This is a genomic window from Streptomyces sp. NPDC104096, assembly GCF_055584385.1.
Genome location: NZ_JBVJMD010000040.1, coordinates 45,526 through 61,867, shown reverse-complemented (window position 1 = coordinate 61,867; position 16,342 = coordinate 45,526). Strand labels below are relative to the sequence as shown.

General features: G+C 72.6%; 14 protein-coding genes and 1 tRNA gene. 10 read left to right on the top strand and 5 right to left on the bottom strand.

Annotated features, from left to right (window positions below; all coding sequences use genetic code 11):
• Positions 1-38: 38 nt before the first annotated feature.
• The gene (locus tag ACZ60B_RS30765; RefSeq protein WP_469392680.1) at positions 39-1,838 is read right to left on the bottom strand and encodes an endonuclease/exonuclease/phosphatase family protein; all 1,800 of its coding nucleotides are present in this window, start codon (positions 1,836-1,838) and stop codon (positions 39-41) included.
• Between the two features lie 365 nt (positions 1,839-2,203).
• Between ACZ60B_RS30765 and dapD the strand changes: the two genes are divergently transcribed.
• Positions 2,204-3,193, top strand: coding sequence for a 2,3,4,5-tetrahydropyridine-2,6-dicarboxylate N-succinyltransferase (gene dapD, locus ACZ60B_RS30760; RefSeq protein ID WP_469392678.1), 990 nt, complete (start codon positions 2,204-2,206; stop codon positions 3,191-3,193).
• 114 nt (positions 3,194-3,307) lie between these two features.
• Here dapD and ACZ60B_RS30755 read toward each other — a convergent pair whose 3' ends face one another.
• The 3 genes from ACZ60B_RS30755 to dapA form a co-directional block, all read right to left on the bottom strand.
• Complete coding sequence (locus ACZ60B_RS30755; protein ID WP_469392676.1) at positions 3,308-3,814, bottom strand: hypothetical protein; 507 nt, start codon at positions 3,812-3,814, stop codon at positions 3,308-3,310.
• Positions 3,815-3,991: 177 nt separating this feature from the next.
• Positions 3,992-4,495 carry an HAD domain-containing protein gene (locus tag ACZ60B_RS30750; RefSeq protein ID WP_469392674.1) on the bottom strand — a complete coding sequence of 168 codons (504 nt, stop codon included), beginning with the start codon at positions 4,493-4,495 and terminating at the stop codon, positions 3,992-3,994.
• 115 nt (positions 4,496-4,610) lie between these two features.
• Positions 4,611-5,513 carry a 4-hydroxy-tetrahydrodipicolinate synthase gene (dapA, locus tag ACZ60B_RS30745; RefSeq protein ID WP_469392672.1) on the bottom strand — a complete coding sequence of 301 codons (903 nt, stop codon included), beginning with the start codon at positions 5,511-5,513 and terminating at the stop codon, positions 4,611-4,613.
• Positions 5,514-5,758: 245 nt separating this feature from the next.
• Between dapA and ACZ60B_RS30740 the strand changes: the two genes are divergently transcribed.
• From ACZ60B_RS30740 to ACZ60B_RS30700, 9 genes are all read left to right on the top strand, one after another.
• Positions 5,759-5,932: a hypothetical protein gene (locus ACZ60B_RS30740; protein ID WP_469392670.1), complete on the top strand. Its 174-nt coding sequence runs from the start codon at positions 5,759-5,761 to the stop codon at positions 5,930-5,932.
• Positions 5,929-6,687, top strand: coding sequence for a hypothetical protein (locus tag ACZ60B_RS30735; RefSeq protein ID WP_469392668.1), 759 nt, complete (start codon positions 5,929-5,931; stop codon positions 6,685-6,687). The genes ACZ60B_RS30740 and ACZ60B_RS30735 overlap by 4 nt, the downstream gene beginning before the upstream one ends.
• Positions 6,688-6,884: 197 nt before the next feature.
• A complete protein-coding gene (locus ACZ60B_RS30730; protein ID WP_469392666.1) occupies positions 6,885-7,454 on the top strand; it encodes a DUF3618 domain-containing protein in 570 nt (189 codons plus the stop codon).
• Positions 7,455-7,617: 163 nt separating this feature from the next.
• Positions 7,618-8,262 carry an ArsR/SmtB family transcription factor gene (locus ACZ60B_RS30725; protein WP_469392664.1) on the top strand — a complete coding sequence of 215 codons (645 nt, stop codon included), beginning with the start codon at positions 7,618-7,620 and terminating at the stop codon, positions 8,260-8,262.
• A gap of 16 nt (positions 8,263-8,278) precedes the next feature.
• Positions 8,279-9,010, top strand: coding sequence for an SRPBCC family protein (locus tag ACZ60B_RS30720; RefSeq protein WP_469392662.1), 732 nt, complete (start codon positions 8,279-8,281; stop codon positions 9,008-9,010).
• Between the two features lie 301 nt (positions 9,011-9,311).
• Positions 9,312-10,751, top strand: coding sequence for a hypothetical protein (locus tag ACZ60B_RS30715; RefSeq protein ID WP_469392661.1), 1,440 nt, complete (start codon positions 9,312-9,314; stop codon positions 10,749-10,751).
• Positions 10,752-11,136: 385 nt separating this feature from the next.
• Positions 11,137-12,585 carry an alkaline phosphatase PhoX gene (locus tag ACZ60B_RS30710; protein ID WP_469392659.1) on the top strand — a complete coding sequence of 483 codons (1,449 nt, stop codon included), beginning with the start codon at positions 11,137-11,139 and terminating at the stop codon, positions 12,583-12,585.
• A gap of 44 nt (positions 12,586-12,629) precedes the next feature.
• Positions 12,630-12,699: transfer RNA gene (locus tag ACZ60B_RS30705), tRNA-Met, on the top strand.
• 394 nt (positions 12,700-13,093) lie between these two features.
• Positions 13,094-14,683, top strand: coding sequence for a TROVE domain-containing protein (locus ACZ60B_RS30700; RefSeq protein ID WP_469392657.1), 1,590 nt, complete (start codon positions 13,094-13,096; stop codon positions 14,681-14,683).
• Positions 14,684-14,787: 104 nt separating this feature from the next.
• Here ACZ60B_RS30700 and ACZ60B_RS30695 read toward each other — a convergent pair whose 3' ends face one another.
• Positions 14,788-16,233 carry an MFS transporter gene (locus ACZ60B_RS30695; protein WP_469392655.1) on the bottom strand — a complete coding sequence of 482 codons (1,446 nt, stop codon included), beginning with the start codon at positions 16,231-16,233 and terminating at the stop codon, positions 14,788-14,790.
• Between the last annotated feature and the right edge of the window lie 109 nt (positions 16,234-16,342).

Genomic DNA, 16,342 nt, shown 5'->3' with positions numbered 1-16,342 from the left:
GATCCGGTGACGGCCGGGCCGCCACCGGATCCCCGCGGTCAGGGGGTGATCCGCACGACCTGCGGGTCGTGGTCGCTGGTCTGGTCCGGGAACTCGCTGTTGATGTGCACGATGTCGTAGTCGTACGACGTGATCGACGAGCTGACCAGGGTGTGGTCCAGCGCCTGGGAGTTGCCGTCGTAGACGTAGGTGTACCGCTGCGCGGTCGGCAGGGTGTCCACCAGGTCGGTCAGCACCCCGCCCTCCAGGTTGGAGACGGCGGTGGAGAACTGGTAGTCGTTCAGGTCACCGAGCACGACCACGTTCGCGTCCGACTGGGCGGCGAGGATCGAGTCCACGAAGGAGTTCACCACCGAGCCCTGGCTGCCCCGCTGGGTCTCGGAGGACCGGGCCGGCGCCTGGTACTGGCTGTGCAGCGAGTAGTCGCCGCCCTTCGACACGAAGTGGTTGGCGATCACGAAGTACTTCTCGCCGCCGAAGGTGAACTCCGCCGCCAGCGGCTTGCGGCTGTCCGTCCAGGCGGAGTTGCTGGGGGCGATCCGGCCCGGGTTGTACGTCAGCTGGGCCACCCCGCTGCTCGTCGTCACCGAGTTCACGGTGGTCGCCGTGGCACTGCCGCGCGAAGTGAAGCCCACCCGGGCGGAGTTGTACAGGAACACCTGGCGGATGTTGCCGCCGGTCTCCCCGCCGTCCGCGTCGTTCGTCGGGTTGATCTGGGTGTACGAGTAGGTCGGGCCGCCCGCCGTCCTGATCGCCGAGATCAGCGTGGACAGGGTCGTGGCGGCGGAGACGGTGCCGTCGTCCGTGGCGCCGTTGTTGTCCTGGACCTCCTCCAGGGCCACGATGTCGGGCGACTTGAGGTTGTTCACGATGCCCGAGGCGAGCGCTGTGAACTTCGAGGCGGCGTCGGTCGGGTCGAGGTTCTCCACGTTGTACGTCGCCACCGACAACTGGCCCGTCGACCGGTCCGTCGTCGTCTCCTTGGCGACACCGCCCGAGGTGAGGGTGCCCAGCGAGGTGGCCTGGAGGGTGTAGCCGCCGTACGCGATGTAGTCGAGGACGCCGGTGGCACCGGACAGCGTGTCACCCACGGTCGCCGTCGGGAACGTCGACGACAGCAGGGTGCCGATCTGCACCCGGCCGGAGTTCTGGCTGCTGTAGGAGGAGTACAGGGAGCCGCCGCGGGCCGAGGTCACCTGCGAGGGCTTCACGTCGACCCACAGCTCGCTGTACTCGTCGGTCCGGCCGACCACCGGCGCGGAGCCGACGGAGACCCGCATGCCCTCCAGGGACTCGTAGTAGTCGAGGGCGTACGTCGTCGGAGCCAGCGTGAAGGAGTTGATCGAGCCACCGTTGTTGGTGCGCGTGTAGGTCGCCGGGACCGTCGAGTCGCTGATCGTGACGGCCGAAGGGAGGGTGTTCCCCGTCGAGTCGGTGGTCCAGGAGGCGCTGCCCAGCTCGGTGAGCGACTGGCTGCCGGAGGAGGAGTCCGGGTAGTACTCGGAGACCTTGCCGGTGACCGTGACGCTGTTGCCGACCGCGGTGCCCGGAGTGGTGGACCCCGTGTAGACGAAGATCGCGTCACTGGTCGCCGCGTTGCCGTCACCGCTCGCGCTCTGGATCCAGAAGCCGCGCGAGGAGCCGGTGGAGCGGATCGCGGTGACGATGCCGGTCGTGGTGACCGTCGAGCCGTTGTAGGGGGATATCCGGGTCGAGCCCTGGATCGCGGAGATGGGGTACGCGGCCGCGTGCGCGCTCGCCGGGAGGGCGACGAGCGCCGCCGAACCGAGCAGACCGGCGGCCAGGGCACGGGTGCCGAGAGCGAGTGTTCTGTTCATGCGCGTCCTTACAACTGTCAGTGGGGTGAACGGAGTTGGTGCGACGTACATGAGCGACTGGTCGTGCAGAGTTCTAGGGGCCCAGCGTTACGCCCCCATGTACGGGACGTGTTCTACGCGTGTCGTCTACGCGCGTCATCCGTACGTTGTGGGACACCTGTGGAGGGGCTGTCACGCGCGCTTGCGCAGGGGGGACGAGGGCGGCCGCGGATCACCGGCGCGGCGATCCGGGTGAGGGGCGGAAAGGGCCTGGCGGGACCGGGTCACCGGCGGACGGCGGCCCCGCCCGGGGCGTCCTCGCCCGCCACCTGAGACGGCCCGCGGCTGGTTGGCCTCCCGGCCCCCCGGCCGGTTAGGTTTCCCTCATGACCGAAACGACTGCTCCTCGTACCACCGGCGCCGTGGCCGCCGGGCTCGCCACCGTCGCCGCCGACGGCACCGTTCTCGACACCTGGTTCCCCGCGCCCGAGCTGTCCGCCGCACCGGGCCCCGCCGGCACCGAGCGCCTCGACGACGAACGCACCCGGGAACTGCTCGGTGAGCACGGTGTCGCCGCCCTCGGCAAGGACGAGGTGCGCGGTGTGGAGATCGTCGCGGTCCGTACGGTCATCTCCTCGCTCGACGACAAGCCGCTCGACACGCACGACGTCTACCTGCGTCTGCACCTGCTCTCGCACCGGCTGGTCAAGCCGAACGAGCAGAACCTGGACGGCATCTTCGGCTTCCTCGCCAACGTCGCCTGGACCTCGCTCGGCCCGGTCGCCGTGGACACCCTGGAGACCGTGCGTCTGGCCGCCCGCGCGCGCGGCCTGCACCTCGGCGTCTTCGGCGTGGACAAGTTCCCGCGCATGACCGACTACGTGGCCCCGGCCGGCGTCCGGATCGCCGACGCCGACCGCGTCCGCCTCGGCGCCCACCTCGCGGCCGGCACCACCGTGATGCACGAGGGCTTCGTCAACTTCAACGCCGGCACCCTGGGCACCTCCATGGTCGAGGGCCGGATCTCGCAGGGCGTCGTGGTCGGCGACGGCTCGGACATCGGCGGCGGCGCCTCCACCATGGGCACCCTCTCCGGCGGCGGCAAGCAGCGCGTCGCCATCGGCGAGCGCTCCCTGGTCGGCGCCGAGGCCGGTGTCGGCATCGCCCTCGGCGACGACTGCGTGGTCGAGGCGGGTCTGTACCTGACCGCCGGCACCCGCGTCACGCTGCCCGACGGCTCGATCGTCAAGGCCCGCGAGCTGTCCGGCGCCTCCAACATCCTCTTCCGCCGCAACTCGGTCACCGGCACGGTCGAGGGCCGCCCGAACAACGCGGAATGGGGCGGCCTGAACGACGTCCTGCACAGCCACAACTGATCACCGCACCCGCGCGAGCGCCCTTCCACGGCCCCAGGGGCCCGGGAGGGCGCTCGCGCGTCGGGTGTGGATGTCGGGCGGGCCGGGGTCCTCACCGTGTGCCGGGCGTCGCTGTCACCACTCGTCGTGGTCGTCGATCACCCGGAAGCTGCCCGCGGCGCCGTCGTCACCGAACATGCCCCCGAGGTCGGTACGGGTCACGGTGCCATAGGTCTCGCCGTGCGGACCCACGGTGGCGACCGGAGCGCCGGCACAGCTGAAGCCACGGAAGACCTCGACGGTCTGCCGGCTGTCATTGAAGATGCTGAAGCTGCTGGAGCCGGCCGCGGTGATGCAGCCGTCGGCGGAGGCGGAGTACGTGCGCTCGTTGAAGTAGATCCTTCCGTCTTCCCTGCGATCGCGGTCTCGTCCGCCCTCGTCGTGGCCCTCGTTCCTCTCCCCGCTCGCGCTCCTGTCGCCCAAGGGAGCGGCGACGGCCGCGACAGCCGCGACCGGAGCGGCTCGTTGCACAGGCCGGGCCACTCGGTGGACGGGCTGGGGCGCCGGGACGGATCCGGCGGTCGGGGCGTAGGTGATGCCGGCGGTCACCAGGGCGGTCGCGCTCAATCCGGTGCCGACCACAGCAAAAATATGCGGAGGCATGTCACTTCTCTCTGTCGGACTACGCAGGCCGGACAACCGGCCTGCGAGGAACGTACCGACAGCTCTCATGACCGGCATTTCGGATGTATCCGGATGGGGTGCCGTTCAGGAGTCGGGGCGACGTCTGGGCGTCCGAGGAGCGGGAAGGCGCTTTCGTCACTCCGGCAGGCCTGCCGCGAACTCCGCCAGCGTCGCGAAGTCGTCCGTCCGCAGCCCGATCCGCGGGTCGACGTGGTGCAGCAGCGCGGGGCCGGGATGGTGGGCGGTCACATAGGCGACGTCGGCCTGGCTCTGCTCGTCGTCCACCCAGGCGAAGGGGCGGCCTTCGGCGTACGCCACGATCGCCTCGGTCTTCCAGTGCACCCCGTCGGGCCGATACGCGAACAACTGGGTGCCGAAGTCGACGTACGGCAGTTCGGGCAGTCCGACGACCGGGGCGATCCAGCGGTTCGCCGCGTCCATCCAGGTCGTGGCCCAGCACAGCTCGAACGGCAGGGCGAGCAGCGCCGCGCCGTGCTCCGGGTTCAGCCAGACCCGCAGCGGCCGGCCCGGTCGCACGGTGGCCCGGATCGTCGTGTAACCGGCGGGCCGTCGCTCCGCTTGCGCGGCGTACGGGTTGAGCGGGCCGTCGACGTCGAGGAAGAGCAGAGGGCGGCTCATCCGGTCACCGTACGGCAGCGGGAGTGCGGGGCGCGCGGACGTTCTCTCCGGGGCCGGCCCCGGACTCGTACCCCCGTGTCCGTGGTCCCCGTGTCCGTGGTCCCCGTGTCCGTGGTCAGTCGGCCACGAGGCGTCCGTGCTCCGCGAGCAGTCCGTCGATCTCCTCGCGGCTCGCGGGCCGCAGCGGGGCGCGTACCGGGCCGGCCGGCAGGCCGAGGGCGCCCAGGAGTCCCTTGGCGGTGACGGCGCCCGGCAGGCCCGAGGCCATCATCGACTCGACGAGGGGGACGGCCCGCCGCTGGAGCCGGGCCGCCCCGTCCGTGTCGCCCGCGTCGAACGCGTCCAGTACCGAACGCAGTTGGCGGGGGACGACGTTCGCGACCGTGCTGACGTATCCGGCGGCGCCCACCGCGTACAGGGCGAGGTTGTGCTCGTCGCAGCCCGCGTAGTACGCCAGGTCCGTGCGGGACAGCACCTTCTGGGTGCCGAGGAAGTTGTAGGAGCAGTCCTTGACCGCGACGATCCTCGGGTGCTCGGCGAGGCGGATCATCGTGTCGGGCTCGATACGGGTGCCGGTGCGGCCGGGGATGTCGTACAGCACGACCGGCAGGCCGCAGGCGTCCGCCACCTCCCTGAAGTGCTCCTCGACCGCGTCCTGCGGGGGCCTGCTGTAGTACGGGGTGACCACCAGAGCCGCGTCCGCGCCGGCCCGCTCCGCCGCCCGGGCCAGTTCCACGGTGTGCCGGGTGTCGGAGGTGCCCACACCGGCGAGCAGTGGCACCCGGTCGCCCACCGCCGCCCGGACGGCACTGATCAGCGCCGACTTCTCGGCGTCCGTCGTGGTCGGCGACTCGCCCGTGGTACCGGACAGGACGAGCCCGTCGCAGCCCTCCGCCACCAGCCGCGCGGCCAGTCGCTGCGCACCGTCGAGGTCGAGCGCGCCCGCCTCGGTGAACGGCGTGATCATGGCGCAGAGGGCGCGGCCGAAGGGCGGGGCGGAGGAACCGGTGTGCGTCATGGGACCAGTCTCGGCAGGACGATCGTGTAGATCCACTTAATTCTTCTGCGAGGTATTGGTAAGGATCGCTGAGATGTCGGAGGGCCGGGGCGGCGCCGACCTCCTCGGGCCCGCCACCGCGCCGTTCCGCCCGGTGCCCGGCGGCAGGCACGGCCGACTCGGTGGGGCGAGGCACTGTGTCCCCTTCGGGCCTTCATGGGTCACTATGGCCATGACGGTCACCGAACCCTGTCATGGGAGGCGTCATGAAACTCGGCAAGGCACTCGCCACCGGTGTCGCGCAGGAGCGGCCGCAGACCCGTCCGGACGAACTCGAACTCCCCCGTGAGGCGGTGGACGTGGAGACCACCGCCTCCGCCGCACCCGTGCTCGGTCCCGTCCCCGCGCCCGCGCCCGAAGAGGTGTCGGCCGCCCGATGAGGCTGCGGCTTCCGGCGGAACGTCCGACGGAGGCGCCGACCGGATTCAAGATCGCCCACCCGGTGCTGTCCCAGGACGGCACCCGGGCCGGGTTCACCGGTGTGTCGCTCGGCGGCGCGCTGCCGTACGCGGTCGTGGCCGACGCGTCCTGCGTCTACGGACTGCGGCACCGGGCGCCGCACCGCCGCTGCGACTGCGGCTTCCACTGCATGCACGACCGTACGACGGCGGAGGCGCTGCTGTGCACGGCCGAGCACCGGGCGGCCGTCCTGCTGGAGGTCTCCGTGCTGGGCGCCTACATCCGCTTCGAACGCGGCTTCCGCTACGCCCGCCAGCGGGTGCGCGCGGCGACGGTCGGGCCGTGCGGCTGCGGCACGGCCGCGGCCGCGCTCGCCGACGCCGGGTGGGGCAGACCCGGCTGGTCCGCCCTGGCGCCCGCCTGCGCGGCCTGTGCGCGCGGCCGTACGTCCCTCTCGCTCGCGGCGTTCGCCCGGCTGGCGGGGGACGGACTGCGGGTCGCGGCGGGCGGCGGCCCCTGGGTCGGCGCGGGCACCGGCGGCCCGGCCTCCGCGGCGGGCGACGGCGGCCCCGCCGGCACCGGTGTGCGCGACGGCGCCGGACCGGCCCTGCGCGCCGACCTCGGTGTGCCCGAACTCGTCGCCGAGGCGGCCCTGTTGCAGGCCCGGCTGGACTGGTTCCAGACCCAGTTGGCCCGGCTGGGCGAGCCGGGGTCCGGCGGGGCGGCGGGGGGATGAGGGGCGGTTCGGGGCGGCCGGTCGATGGGTGCGGACGCCGGGGCGGCTCGGTGGGCGGGTGGTCGGGACGCCCGGACGTTCGCCGGATCCTGTGCCGAGCCGTCCTGTCGGTCCTGGGTACCCGGGCCGGGGCGGTCCGGGCGGGAGCCGGGCAGGGCCGACGACCTTGGGCGAGGGCAGGGAGAAGAGGTGCCTCGATGACGAAGCGCAGGACGAGGCGCAGGACGACACGGAGCCCGGCCGGGGCCGGAGGCGCGGCCGAAGCCCGAGTCGGAGCCAGGGCCGACGGGGCCGCCGCGCCGCGCCGTCGGGCACGGCGGGCCGGGGGCCGGCTCGGGGGCTTCCTGCGGGAGGCGGTGGCGAAGGGGGACGTCAGGGGCCGGGCCGGGGTACGTGCCGCTGACCTCCGGGACCGGGCTGGTGCGCTGACCGTCCAGTTGCGCGGCGGTGCCGTCGAGGCCGGGCACGGGGTGCGCGGCGCGGTGGTGGGCGCCGGGCGCGGAGCGCGGGACGCGACCGCGCGCGCGGGGCACAGTTTCCAGGACACGGGGGTACGGGCGGGCCGCTCGGCGGAGCATGTGCTCCCGGGCCCGTGGGGCAACGCGGCGCGGGCCGGGCTGCGGCACCCCCTGCCGGTGCTGATCGCGGGCGCGGCGGGGGCCGCGACCGTCACGGCCGCGGTGTCGCGGCGACTGCGGGAACGACGTCCACGGCAGCGGGACCCATGGCGTCGATGCCCACGGCAGCGGCACTCGCCGGGCGGGTGACGGCGCGAGCGGGACCGCGGCAGCGGAGCCGGCGGCGGCGATGCCGACGGCGGTGACGGCGGCGCAGAGCACCGCACCGATGACTCCGGTGGGCCGGGCGGACGACCCCACCGAACAATCCACCCTCCTGGACAGAAAAACTGTTCGGTGAGAGGGTGGGGGCATGCTGGACGTCACCGTGATCGAGGACTCCGAGGCCGCAGCCGTCTCCCTGGATCCCATCCGGGCCAGGCTGCTCGCCGAACTGGCCGCGGGCCCCGCCTCGGCCACCATGCTGGCCGGTCAGGTCGGGCTGCCCAGGCAGAAGGTGAACTACCACCTCAAGGCCCTGGAGCGGCACGGCCTGGTGGAGCTGGCCGGCGAACGCCGCAAGGGCAACGTCACCGAGCGGCTGATGCGCGCGACGGCGGCGTCGTACGTGATCTCACCGCTCGCGCTCGCCGCCGTGCAGCCGGATCCGGACCGCTTCCGCGACGAGTTCTCCGCGCGCTGGCTGCTGGCCCTCGGCGCCCGGCTGGTCCGCGATGTCGGCTCGCTGATCACCGGTGCCGCGCGGGCGCGCAAACGGCTGGCGACCTACGCGCTGGACGGCGAGGTGCGCTTCGCCTCCGCCGCCGATCGGGCAGCGTTCGTCGAGGAGCTCACGGCGGGGATCAGCGCCCTGATCCGCAAGTACGACGCTCCGGAGGCCGAGGGCGGCCGTGATCACCGGATCGTCGTGGCTCTCCACCCCACGCCCAAGGACCGGCAGTCCGCCGCCGGGGCCGACGCCCGGCCGTCCGCCGCCCCACCGGAACTCGACCAGTAGGAGCCAGGAGCCAGTCATGTCCAAGGAATTCGAGATCGTCCGCGAGTTCGAGGTCGACGCCACGCCGGATGAGGTGTGGGAAGCCGTCACGCGCGACACCGGCGGCTGGCTGTGGCCGATGGAGTACGACGGCGAGAGCGGCACCGGTCCCTTCGGGTCCACGCTCACGAACTGGGATCCGCCGCACCGCCTCACCTCGCGCACCGAGGACGTCCGCTTCCCGACCCAGAGCCTGAACCAGCTCGACCACACCATCGAACCGCGCGACGGCGGACGCCGGGCCTGGGTGCGGTACGTGCACAGCGGGATCTTCACCGACGACTGGGACAACCAGTACGACGGCGCGAGCCGGCACACCGACTTCTATCTGCACACCCTGCGCGAGTACCTGACGCACTTCGCGGGCCGCCCGGTCGCCTTCGCGACGCTCCACGGGCCCGGCGCGTCCACGGCCGCCGACGCGTTCGTCGCCGTGGGCCGGGCCCTCGGCCTCGCCGACGACACGGCGCAGGGCGCGCGGGTGACGGTCCACGGACCGGCCGGGCGGGAGCTGGAGGCCGTGGTCGACTACCGCAACCCGTACTTCCTGGGACTGCGCACCGACGACGCCCTGCTCCGCTTCTTCGGGCGCAACCACTGGGGCGCGCCGGTCGGCATCTCCGTCCACGACTTCGCGCCGGACGCCGACGCCAAGGCGGACGGGAGCGCCTGGCAGGACTGGCTCGACGGCGTGTTCGGCCAGTCCTGAGCGACAGCCTCGCGGACCGCGGCCGGACCCGCCCGGGTTCCGGTCGCGCTCGCGGTCGTACGGGCCCCGGTCGCGGCCCCGCGTATGACGCGGTGAACAGATGTCCGCGTACTATCTACGCGCGTCAATACCCAGCCCGTCCAAGCCGGTTGCCGGGAATTCGGCCAAGTGTGGCCACCGGTGGGCAGATGAACCGGGCGGCATGGGTGGAAATCCGTCTAGGCTGAGTGGTCGAACCGTGACGCGTACGGCCTTCACCGTGCTGCGTACGGCCGCCAAGGCGTCCTAGGAGAACCAGCCGATGTCAGCAAGCCCCAGCTCCTCCCTGCCGCCGGTGCGGCTGCACCCCGAAGCGGAGCTGGCGCGGGACGCCCTGTCCACGCCGTTGCTCTCGCGGGCCGCGCGGCTCGCCCGCTGGGCCGGACCCGGGACCCGGGTCGAGGCCGGGGGCGTACTCGTCGAGGAGCAGTTGCCCGCCGCCGCCGAGGTCCTCGGCCTGACCGGTGACGACGCGGCCGCCCTGGCGAGCGAGGCCTGGCGGATCGCCGTGGACGCCGGACTCGTCGAGGTCGTGGACGAGGAGGCCGGCACCGTGGCCGCGGGCGAGGAGCTGGGCCTGCTGTTCGGCGGCTCGCCGCGCGACGTGCTCGACGTGTGGCTGGCCGCGCTGGAGGCGGTGCTGGCCGACGCGAGCGTCCCCGACCTCGACGAACTGATCGAGGCGATGGACGAGGGCGGCGAGGTCGACCTCTCCCGGCTGGACTGGGACGCCGAGGCGGAGGCCGAGTTCCTCGACGGCGTGCTCGGCAACCTCTACCTGCTCACGGTGAGCGAGGACGGGCCCGGCGACGGCCCCGTACCGCTTCCCGCGCTCGCCGCGTCGATGATCGTGCCCGACGGCTCGCGCGAGCCCACCAACGACATGCTGGAACAGGTGTCCGACGCCATGATGCGGCTGGACGAGCAGTTCCGGCTGCTGGAGCCGGTGGGGCTGGTGGAGTACCGGCCGGTCGACGAGGCGCTGATGACGGACGCCGACGACACCGCCGCACAGCCCTCGGCCTCGGTCGACGACACCGACGTCGCCCGCTACGGCATGGTCCGCCTCACCCCCCTCGGCTGCTACGGACTGCGCGCGCGGCTGCTGGACGCCGGCTTCGCGGCGCCGGCCGTGGGGGAGCTCTCCGACAAGGGCGCGGACGCGCTGCTCGACGGCACGGCCGCCTTCCCCCCGGCGGCCGCGCACGCCGAGACCCGCTCCTGGCTCGCGCACCGCGAACCGCTCGCCGCGGCCCATGAGTTGCTCGCGGCGGCGCGCGGCGCCGACGAGGGCGCGCCCCTGCGGCGGCTGCGCTGCCAGCAGGCGCTGTCGCTGGTCGGCCCGGAGGCCGAACCGGCGCTGCGCGACGTCCTGGACGACGCCGAACTCGGTGGCCTCGCCCGGGTGTGGCTGAGCGAGCACGGGGCCGCCGACGTGCCCGTGCCGTCCCAGGCCATGGTCTTCTGGCTCACCATCGACACGGTCGCCGCGCAGCTGGCGGCCGAGGGCAACTCCGAGGAGCTCCAGGCCCTCGTGGAAGGACTCGCCGAGCAGCACGGCGGGTTCTTCGCGGCCGCCTGGCGGGTGGACCACCCGGCCACGGCGGACGTGCTGGACGCGATGGGGCGCCTGCACCCGGACAAGAAGGTGGCCAAGGAAGCCCGGAAGGCGGCGTTCAAGGCGCGCTCGCAGCAGGGGTGAAGCCGCCCGGTGCCGACGCGGAACCGCCCTGGGCCGACGGAACCGCCCTGTGCCGACGGAACCGCCCTGTGCCGACGGAACCGCCCTGGGCCGACGGAACCGCCCTGTGCCGACGGAACCGCCCTGTGCCGACGCGGTAACGGTCGGTGCCGACGCGGAACGGCCGGTGCCGACGCGGAACGGCCGGTGCCGAGCGGCGCCTTTCCGCCTCGGTGGCGGCCGCGCGGCATTTCTTTGCCTCCTGCGGGGGAGGTCCGTACGGATTCATGGAACAGAGTCCGCATCGGACCACCGGTGTTCAACTCCCGTTCAGGCGGGGGCGGGACGGTTTCGCCGACACCGCCTCCGCCACCCTCCACGGCAATCCACCGTCACAGGAGACACCATGTCGCTCACCCGCAGGGACTTCGCCAGGAAATCCGCGATCACCGGTGCCGGGGTCGCACTGGCAGGCAGTGTCGGCGCGCTGGCCACCGCGCCGAACGCCCTCGCGTCCACGGACACCGAGAGCGTGGGGGAGGAGTCGGCGCACGGGCACCACGGCGTCGGCTACGGACCGCTGATCCCCGACCCGGACGGCCTCCTGGCCCTGCCCGCCGGATTCAAGTACCGCGTCATCACCTACAGCGGCCGCACCAAGCTGGAGTCCGGCGAGTTCACCCCCTCCAACCACGACGGCACCTCCACCTTCGAAGGCCCCCGCGGCACGACCCTCCTGGTCAACAACCACGAGCTGGCCGGTCCGCGCGCCAACTGGCCGCACCCGGTGCCGCTCACCGACGGCCTGGTCTACGACCCGGCGGCGGCCGGCGGCTGCACGGTCGTCGAGATCCGCCCCGGCGGACACGTCGCCGAATGGGTCGGCATCGCCGGCACCGCCACCAACTGCGCGGGTGGCAACACCCCTTGGGGCACCTGGCTGACCTGCGAGGAGACCGAGGACCGCACCGGGACCAACGGTTTCACCAAGGACCACGGCTACGTCTTCGAGGTCGACCCCGCCGACCGCCGCGCCAACCGCGCTCCCAAGCCCATCAAGGCGCTGGGCCGCTACGCCCACGAGGCCGTCGTCGTCGACCCCAAGCGCGGCCACCTCTACCTCACCGAGGACGCGTCCAACCCCAACGGCCTGCTGTACCGCTGGACCCCGCCCGAGGACCACTGCCACGGCCACGGCCGGCTGCGCGGCCTCGCCGACGACGCGGGCACCCTCCAGGCCTTCAAGTGCTTCGACTCCGGCGGCAGGTTCGTCGACGACCTCTCCCGCGCCACCAGGATCGGCACGGTGTACGGCGTCGACTGGGTCGACGTCCCCGACCGCGACGCGAAGACGGTCTCGGTGCGCAAGCAGTTCGCCGCCGGTGAGGTCACCCGCGCCCGCAAGCTCGAAGGCATGTGGTGGGGCGACGGCGGCGTGTACATCGTCTCGTCGTACGCCCGCACCGAGAGCCCCGCGCAGCACGACGGCGCGGTCTGGTTCTACGACCCCAAGCGCCGCACCCTCACCCTGAAGGTCCTGCTCGGCGTCAACCCCGACCCGTCCGTCGACGGCGCCTTCGACGGCCCCGACAACATCACCGTCTCCCCGTACGGCGGTCTCGTCATCGCCGAGGACGGCGAAGGCGTCCAGCACCTGTTCGGCGCGACCGACAGCGGCCGCACGTACCCCATCGCCCGTAACGAGCTGAACATCGGCACGGCGGAGAAGCCCGAATACAGCGAGTTCACCGGCGTCACCTTCTCGCCCGACGGGAAGACGCTCTTCGCCAACATCCAGACCCCCGGCATCATGCTGGCCGTCACCGGGCCCTGGAAGCGGCAGAAGCGCGGATAATAATTCGCTCGCTCGTCCCGCGGTACGCCTCCTAGAGTGATGCACGTCCAGGTGCGAAGGCAGGACCTACTTCCACTCATAATGGGGCGGCCGCGGGTTCGAGTCCCGCCATCGGCACAACAGGCCGGTGTAGCTCAGGGGTCAGAGCGCCTACGTCGGTTCCGCCGGCTCCGATCTCTGGACACCACAACTTCATGCACCTCCCGGTGCGCGGGCTGCGGCTACTTCTTCTGCAAAAAGATCCCTGCCGCCGCCGAATCTGATCTCGGGAGGCGCGGCTCAAGGTGGGTGCCCGGTGCGCAGACAGCGGATACTTCGGGGACTGGTGGGGTGGAAACCCCGTGCGGGTTCAAATCCCGTCATCGACTTCGGGTCGGTGTGGCGGAAACGGAAGACGCGCCAGTTGATAAGCGACCGCCGTCGAATTCGACCTCGGACACCCTCCTTTCGCCGTGCCTCCCTCCGGAACACGACTGGAAAGTCGGGGAAGAATTCGGGGGAATTCACCATGGCGCGATTCAACTCCCGTCCCGCGAAGGCGCAGCCCACCTCGCGGGTGACATCGACGGGCCGGGTGCTGCGCACCCACCAGGGCGGCCGCGGCCAGGAGCGCGACGCGCGCTCCGAGCTCTTTCTGCTCGCGCTGTCCAACTTCGTCTCCCAGCAGACCTTCTACGAGACCGGTGCCGACCGCGACGACCGGTTCGCCCGGCTGGTGCGCGAGCTCGCCGTCACCGATCCCGAGTGGGCGGCCGGCCTGCTCGGCTGGCTGCGCGGCGAGGGCAACATGCGTACCGCCTCGCTCGTGGGCGCGGCCGAGTACGTGAAGGCGCGGCTCGACGCCGGGGCGACCGAAGGCCCGTCGAACCGGCAGGTCGTGGCCTCGGTGCTGCGGCGCCCGGACGAGCCCGGCGAACTGCTCGCCTACTGGACCTCGCGGTACGGCCGCAACGTCCCGAAGCCCGTCAAGCGCGGCATCGCCGACGCCGTACGACGCCTCTACAGCGGCAAGTCGCTGCTGAAGTACGACACCGCGGCCAAGGGCTACCGCTTCGGCGACATCCTCAACCTGGTGCACGCGGCGCCGGACCCGGACAAGCCGTGGCAGGGCGAGCTGTTCCGGTACGCGCTGGACCGGCGCCACCACCCGGAGACGGCCGTCGTCCCCGAGTCGCTGCCGGTACTGGCCGCCCATCGCGACCTGATGGCGCTGCGGCCCGCCGAGCGGCGCGAGGTCGTGACCGGGGCGCAGGCGGCACAGCGCCTGGCGGACGCCGGGATGACCTGGGAGGCGCTGGCCGGCTGGCTCCAGGGGCCGATGGACAAGGCGGCGTGGGAGGCGGTCATCCCGTCGATGGGCGCCATGGCGCTCGTCCGCAACCTGCGCAACTTCGACGAGGCCGGAGTCGGCGACGAGGTGGCGGCCCGGGTCGCCGCGAGGATCAGCGACCCGGCGGAGGTAGCGCGCTCGCGGCAGTTCCCGTTCCGCTACCTCGCCGCCCACCGGCACGCGCCGTCGCTGCGCTGGTCGTACCCGCTGGAGCAGGCGCTCGGCCACTCGCTGGCCAACGTGCCCGCGCTGCCGGGCCGGACCCTGGTCCTCGTGGACCGTTCGGGCTCGATGTTCTACTCGCGGCTGTCGGAGCGTTCCGAGCTCAGCCGGGCCGACGCGGCGGCGGTCTTCGGCACGGCGCTCGCGCTGCGGGCGGCGGACGCGGACCTCGTCGAGTTCGGCACCACCAGCAAGCGGGTGAAGTTCCGCAAGGGCGAGTCGGTGCTGAAGGTGCTGGAGCGCTTCGGCGACCTCGGCGGCACCGACACCACCGAGGCGGTGCGCCGGCACTACCGTCGGCACGACCGGGTGCTGATCGTCACCGACGAGCAGTACGCGTACAGCCCGCACGGCGACCCGACCGAGCAGGTGCCGGCGCGCGTTCCGGTCTACACGTGGAACCTCGCCGGTCACCGCGCGGGTCACGGCCCCTCGGGGAAGGACAACCGGCACACCTTCGGCGGCCTCTCGGACGCGGCCTTCCGGATGGTTCCGCTCCTCGAGCAGGCGCGGGACGCGGACTGGCCGTGGGCGCAGGCCGGCTGAGGTCCGAGGCCCCGGGCGGCGGCCTCCGGGGCCGAGTCGCGGGCGCGGCCCGTACTTCGGTACGGGCCGCGCCCCCGCGTGTGCCGGGCCCGGCCGACCGCTTCCTACTTCTCGGCTCGGGCGCCGGTGATCACGAACGCCGACACCAGCAGCGCGGCCAGGGCGATCAGCGCGCCCGCGCCGAACGCGCGGGCCGCGCCCTCGGTGAGGACCGCGGCGGGCGAACCGGTCGCGTGCCGGGTCGCCGTGCCGTACACCGTGACCAGGACGGACAGCCCGAGGGTGCCGCCGAGCCACTGGAAGGTCTGGAGCAGCCCGGAGGCGGCGCCAGCGTCGTGCGGTGCGACGCCCGCGAGGATCGTCGCGGTGAGCGGCATGAAGCTCAGGCCGACACCCACGCCCATCAGCAGCAGCGGCCCCAGCAGTCCGGCCGCGTAGCCGTCACCGGGGTGGAGCCGCCACAGCCATCCGGCCGCCGCGACGAGCAGGGACATGCCGGTGAGCAGGACCGGCTTGGCGCCGAAGCGGGCCAGCAATCGGGGCACGAAGCGCACGGTGGTGAACATCGCCAGGGTCATCGGCAGAAAGGCGAACCCCGCGCGCAGCGGGCTGTAGTCGAGGACCTGCTGGCTGATCAGGGTGAGGAAGTAGAAGGCGCCGAACATGCCGGCGGGCAGCAGCAGGACGCCCGCGTAGCCGCCGGAGCGGTTCCTGCTCGCGAACAGCCGCAGTGGCAGGACCGGTTGCGGGGCGCGGGCCTCGATCAGGGTGAAGCCGGCCAGCAGGGCCGCCGCCGCGGCGAAGCCGAGCTGTGCCCGCAGGTCGCTCCAGCCGTCCGAGGAGACCCGGATGAACGCGTACACGAGGCAGGACATCCCGGCGGTGCCGGTCAGCGCGCCCGCCGCGTCGAACCGGCCCGCGTGCCGGGGGGTCTCGGTCACGAAGCGGGGGAGGGCGACGGCGACGCCGATGCCGATCGGCACGTTGATCAGCAGGGCCCAGCGCCAGGACGCCCAGGAGGTGAGCAGTCCGCCGAGGAGCAGTCCGACGGAGGCGCCGATGCCCGCCATGGAGGAGTAGACGCCCAGGGCGTGGTGCCGGCGCGGGCCCTCCGGGAAGTTGGTGGTGATCAGCGCGAGGGTGCTGGGCGCGACCAGTGCGGCACCGACACCCTGGAGCGTGCGCGCGGCGATCAGCCACAGGCTCTCGGTGGCGAGACCGCCGAGCAGCGAGGAGGCGGCGAAGACCAGGACGCCCGCGGTGAGGGTGCGGCGCCGTCCCGCGATGTCGCCGACCCGGCCGCCGAGGAGCAGCAGACCGCCGAAGGCGAGGGTGTAGGCGTTGAGGACCCAGGACAGGCCGGTGCGGGAGAAGCCGAGGTCTCGCTGGACGTCGGGGAGGGCGACGTTCACCACGGTGGAGTCGACGCCGACCATGAGATAGGCGGTGACGATGACGAGGAGGACGGTGCCCGCGCGGGCGGTCCCCCCGGGTAAGGCGGACGCCTCGGCGGCTTCCGGGCGGGCGGACGGTGCGGACGGGGTTGACATGGGGCACTCCCTGTCTGGTGTCCCCGGGTGATGTGATGGACCATGCGGGCAGCGAGGACTGCCCGCAGCGATAAGCGGGGACTGTCTCCGTTTAATGTTCGCCAAGATA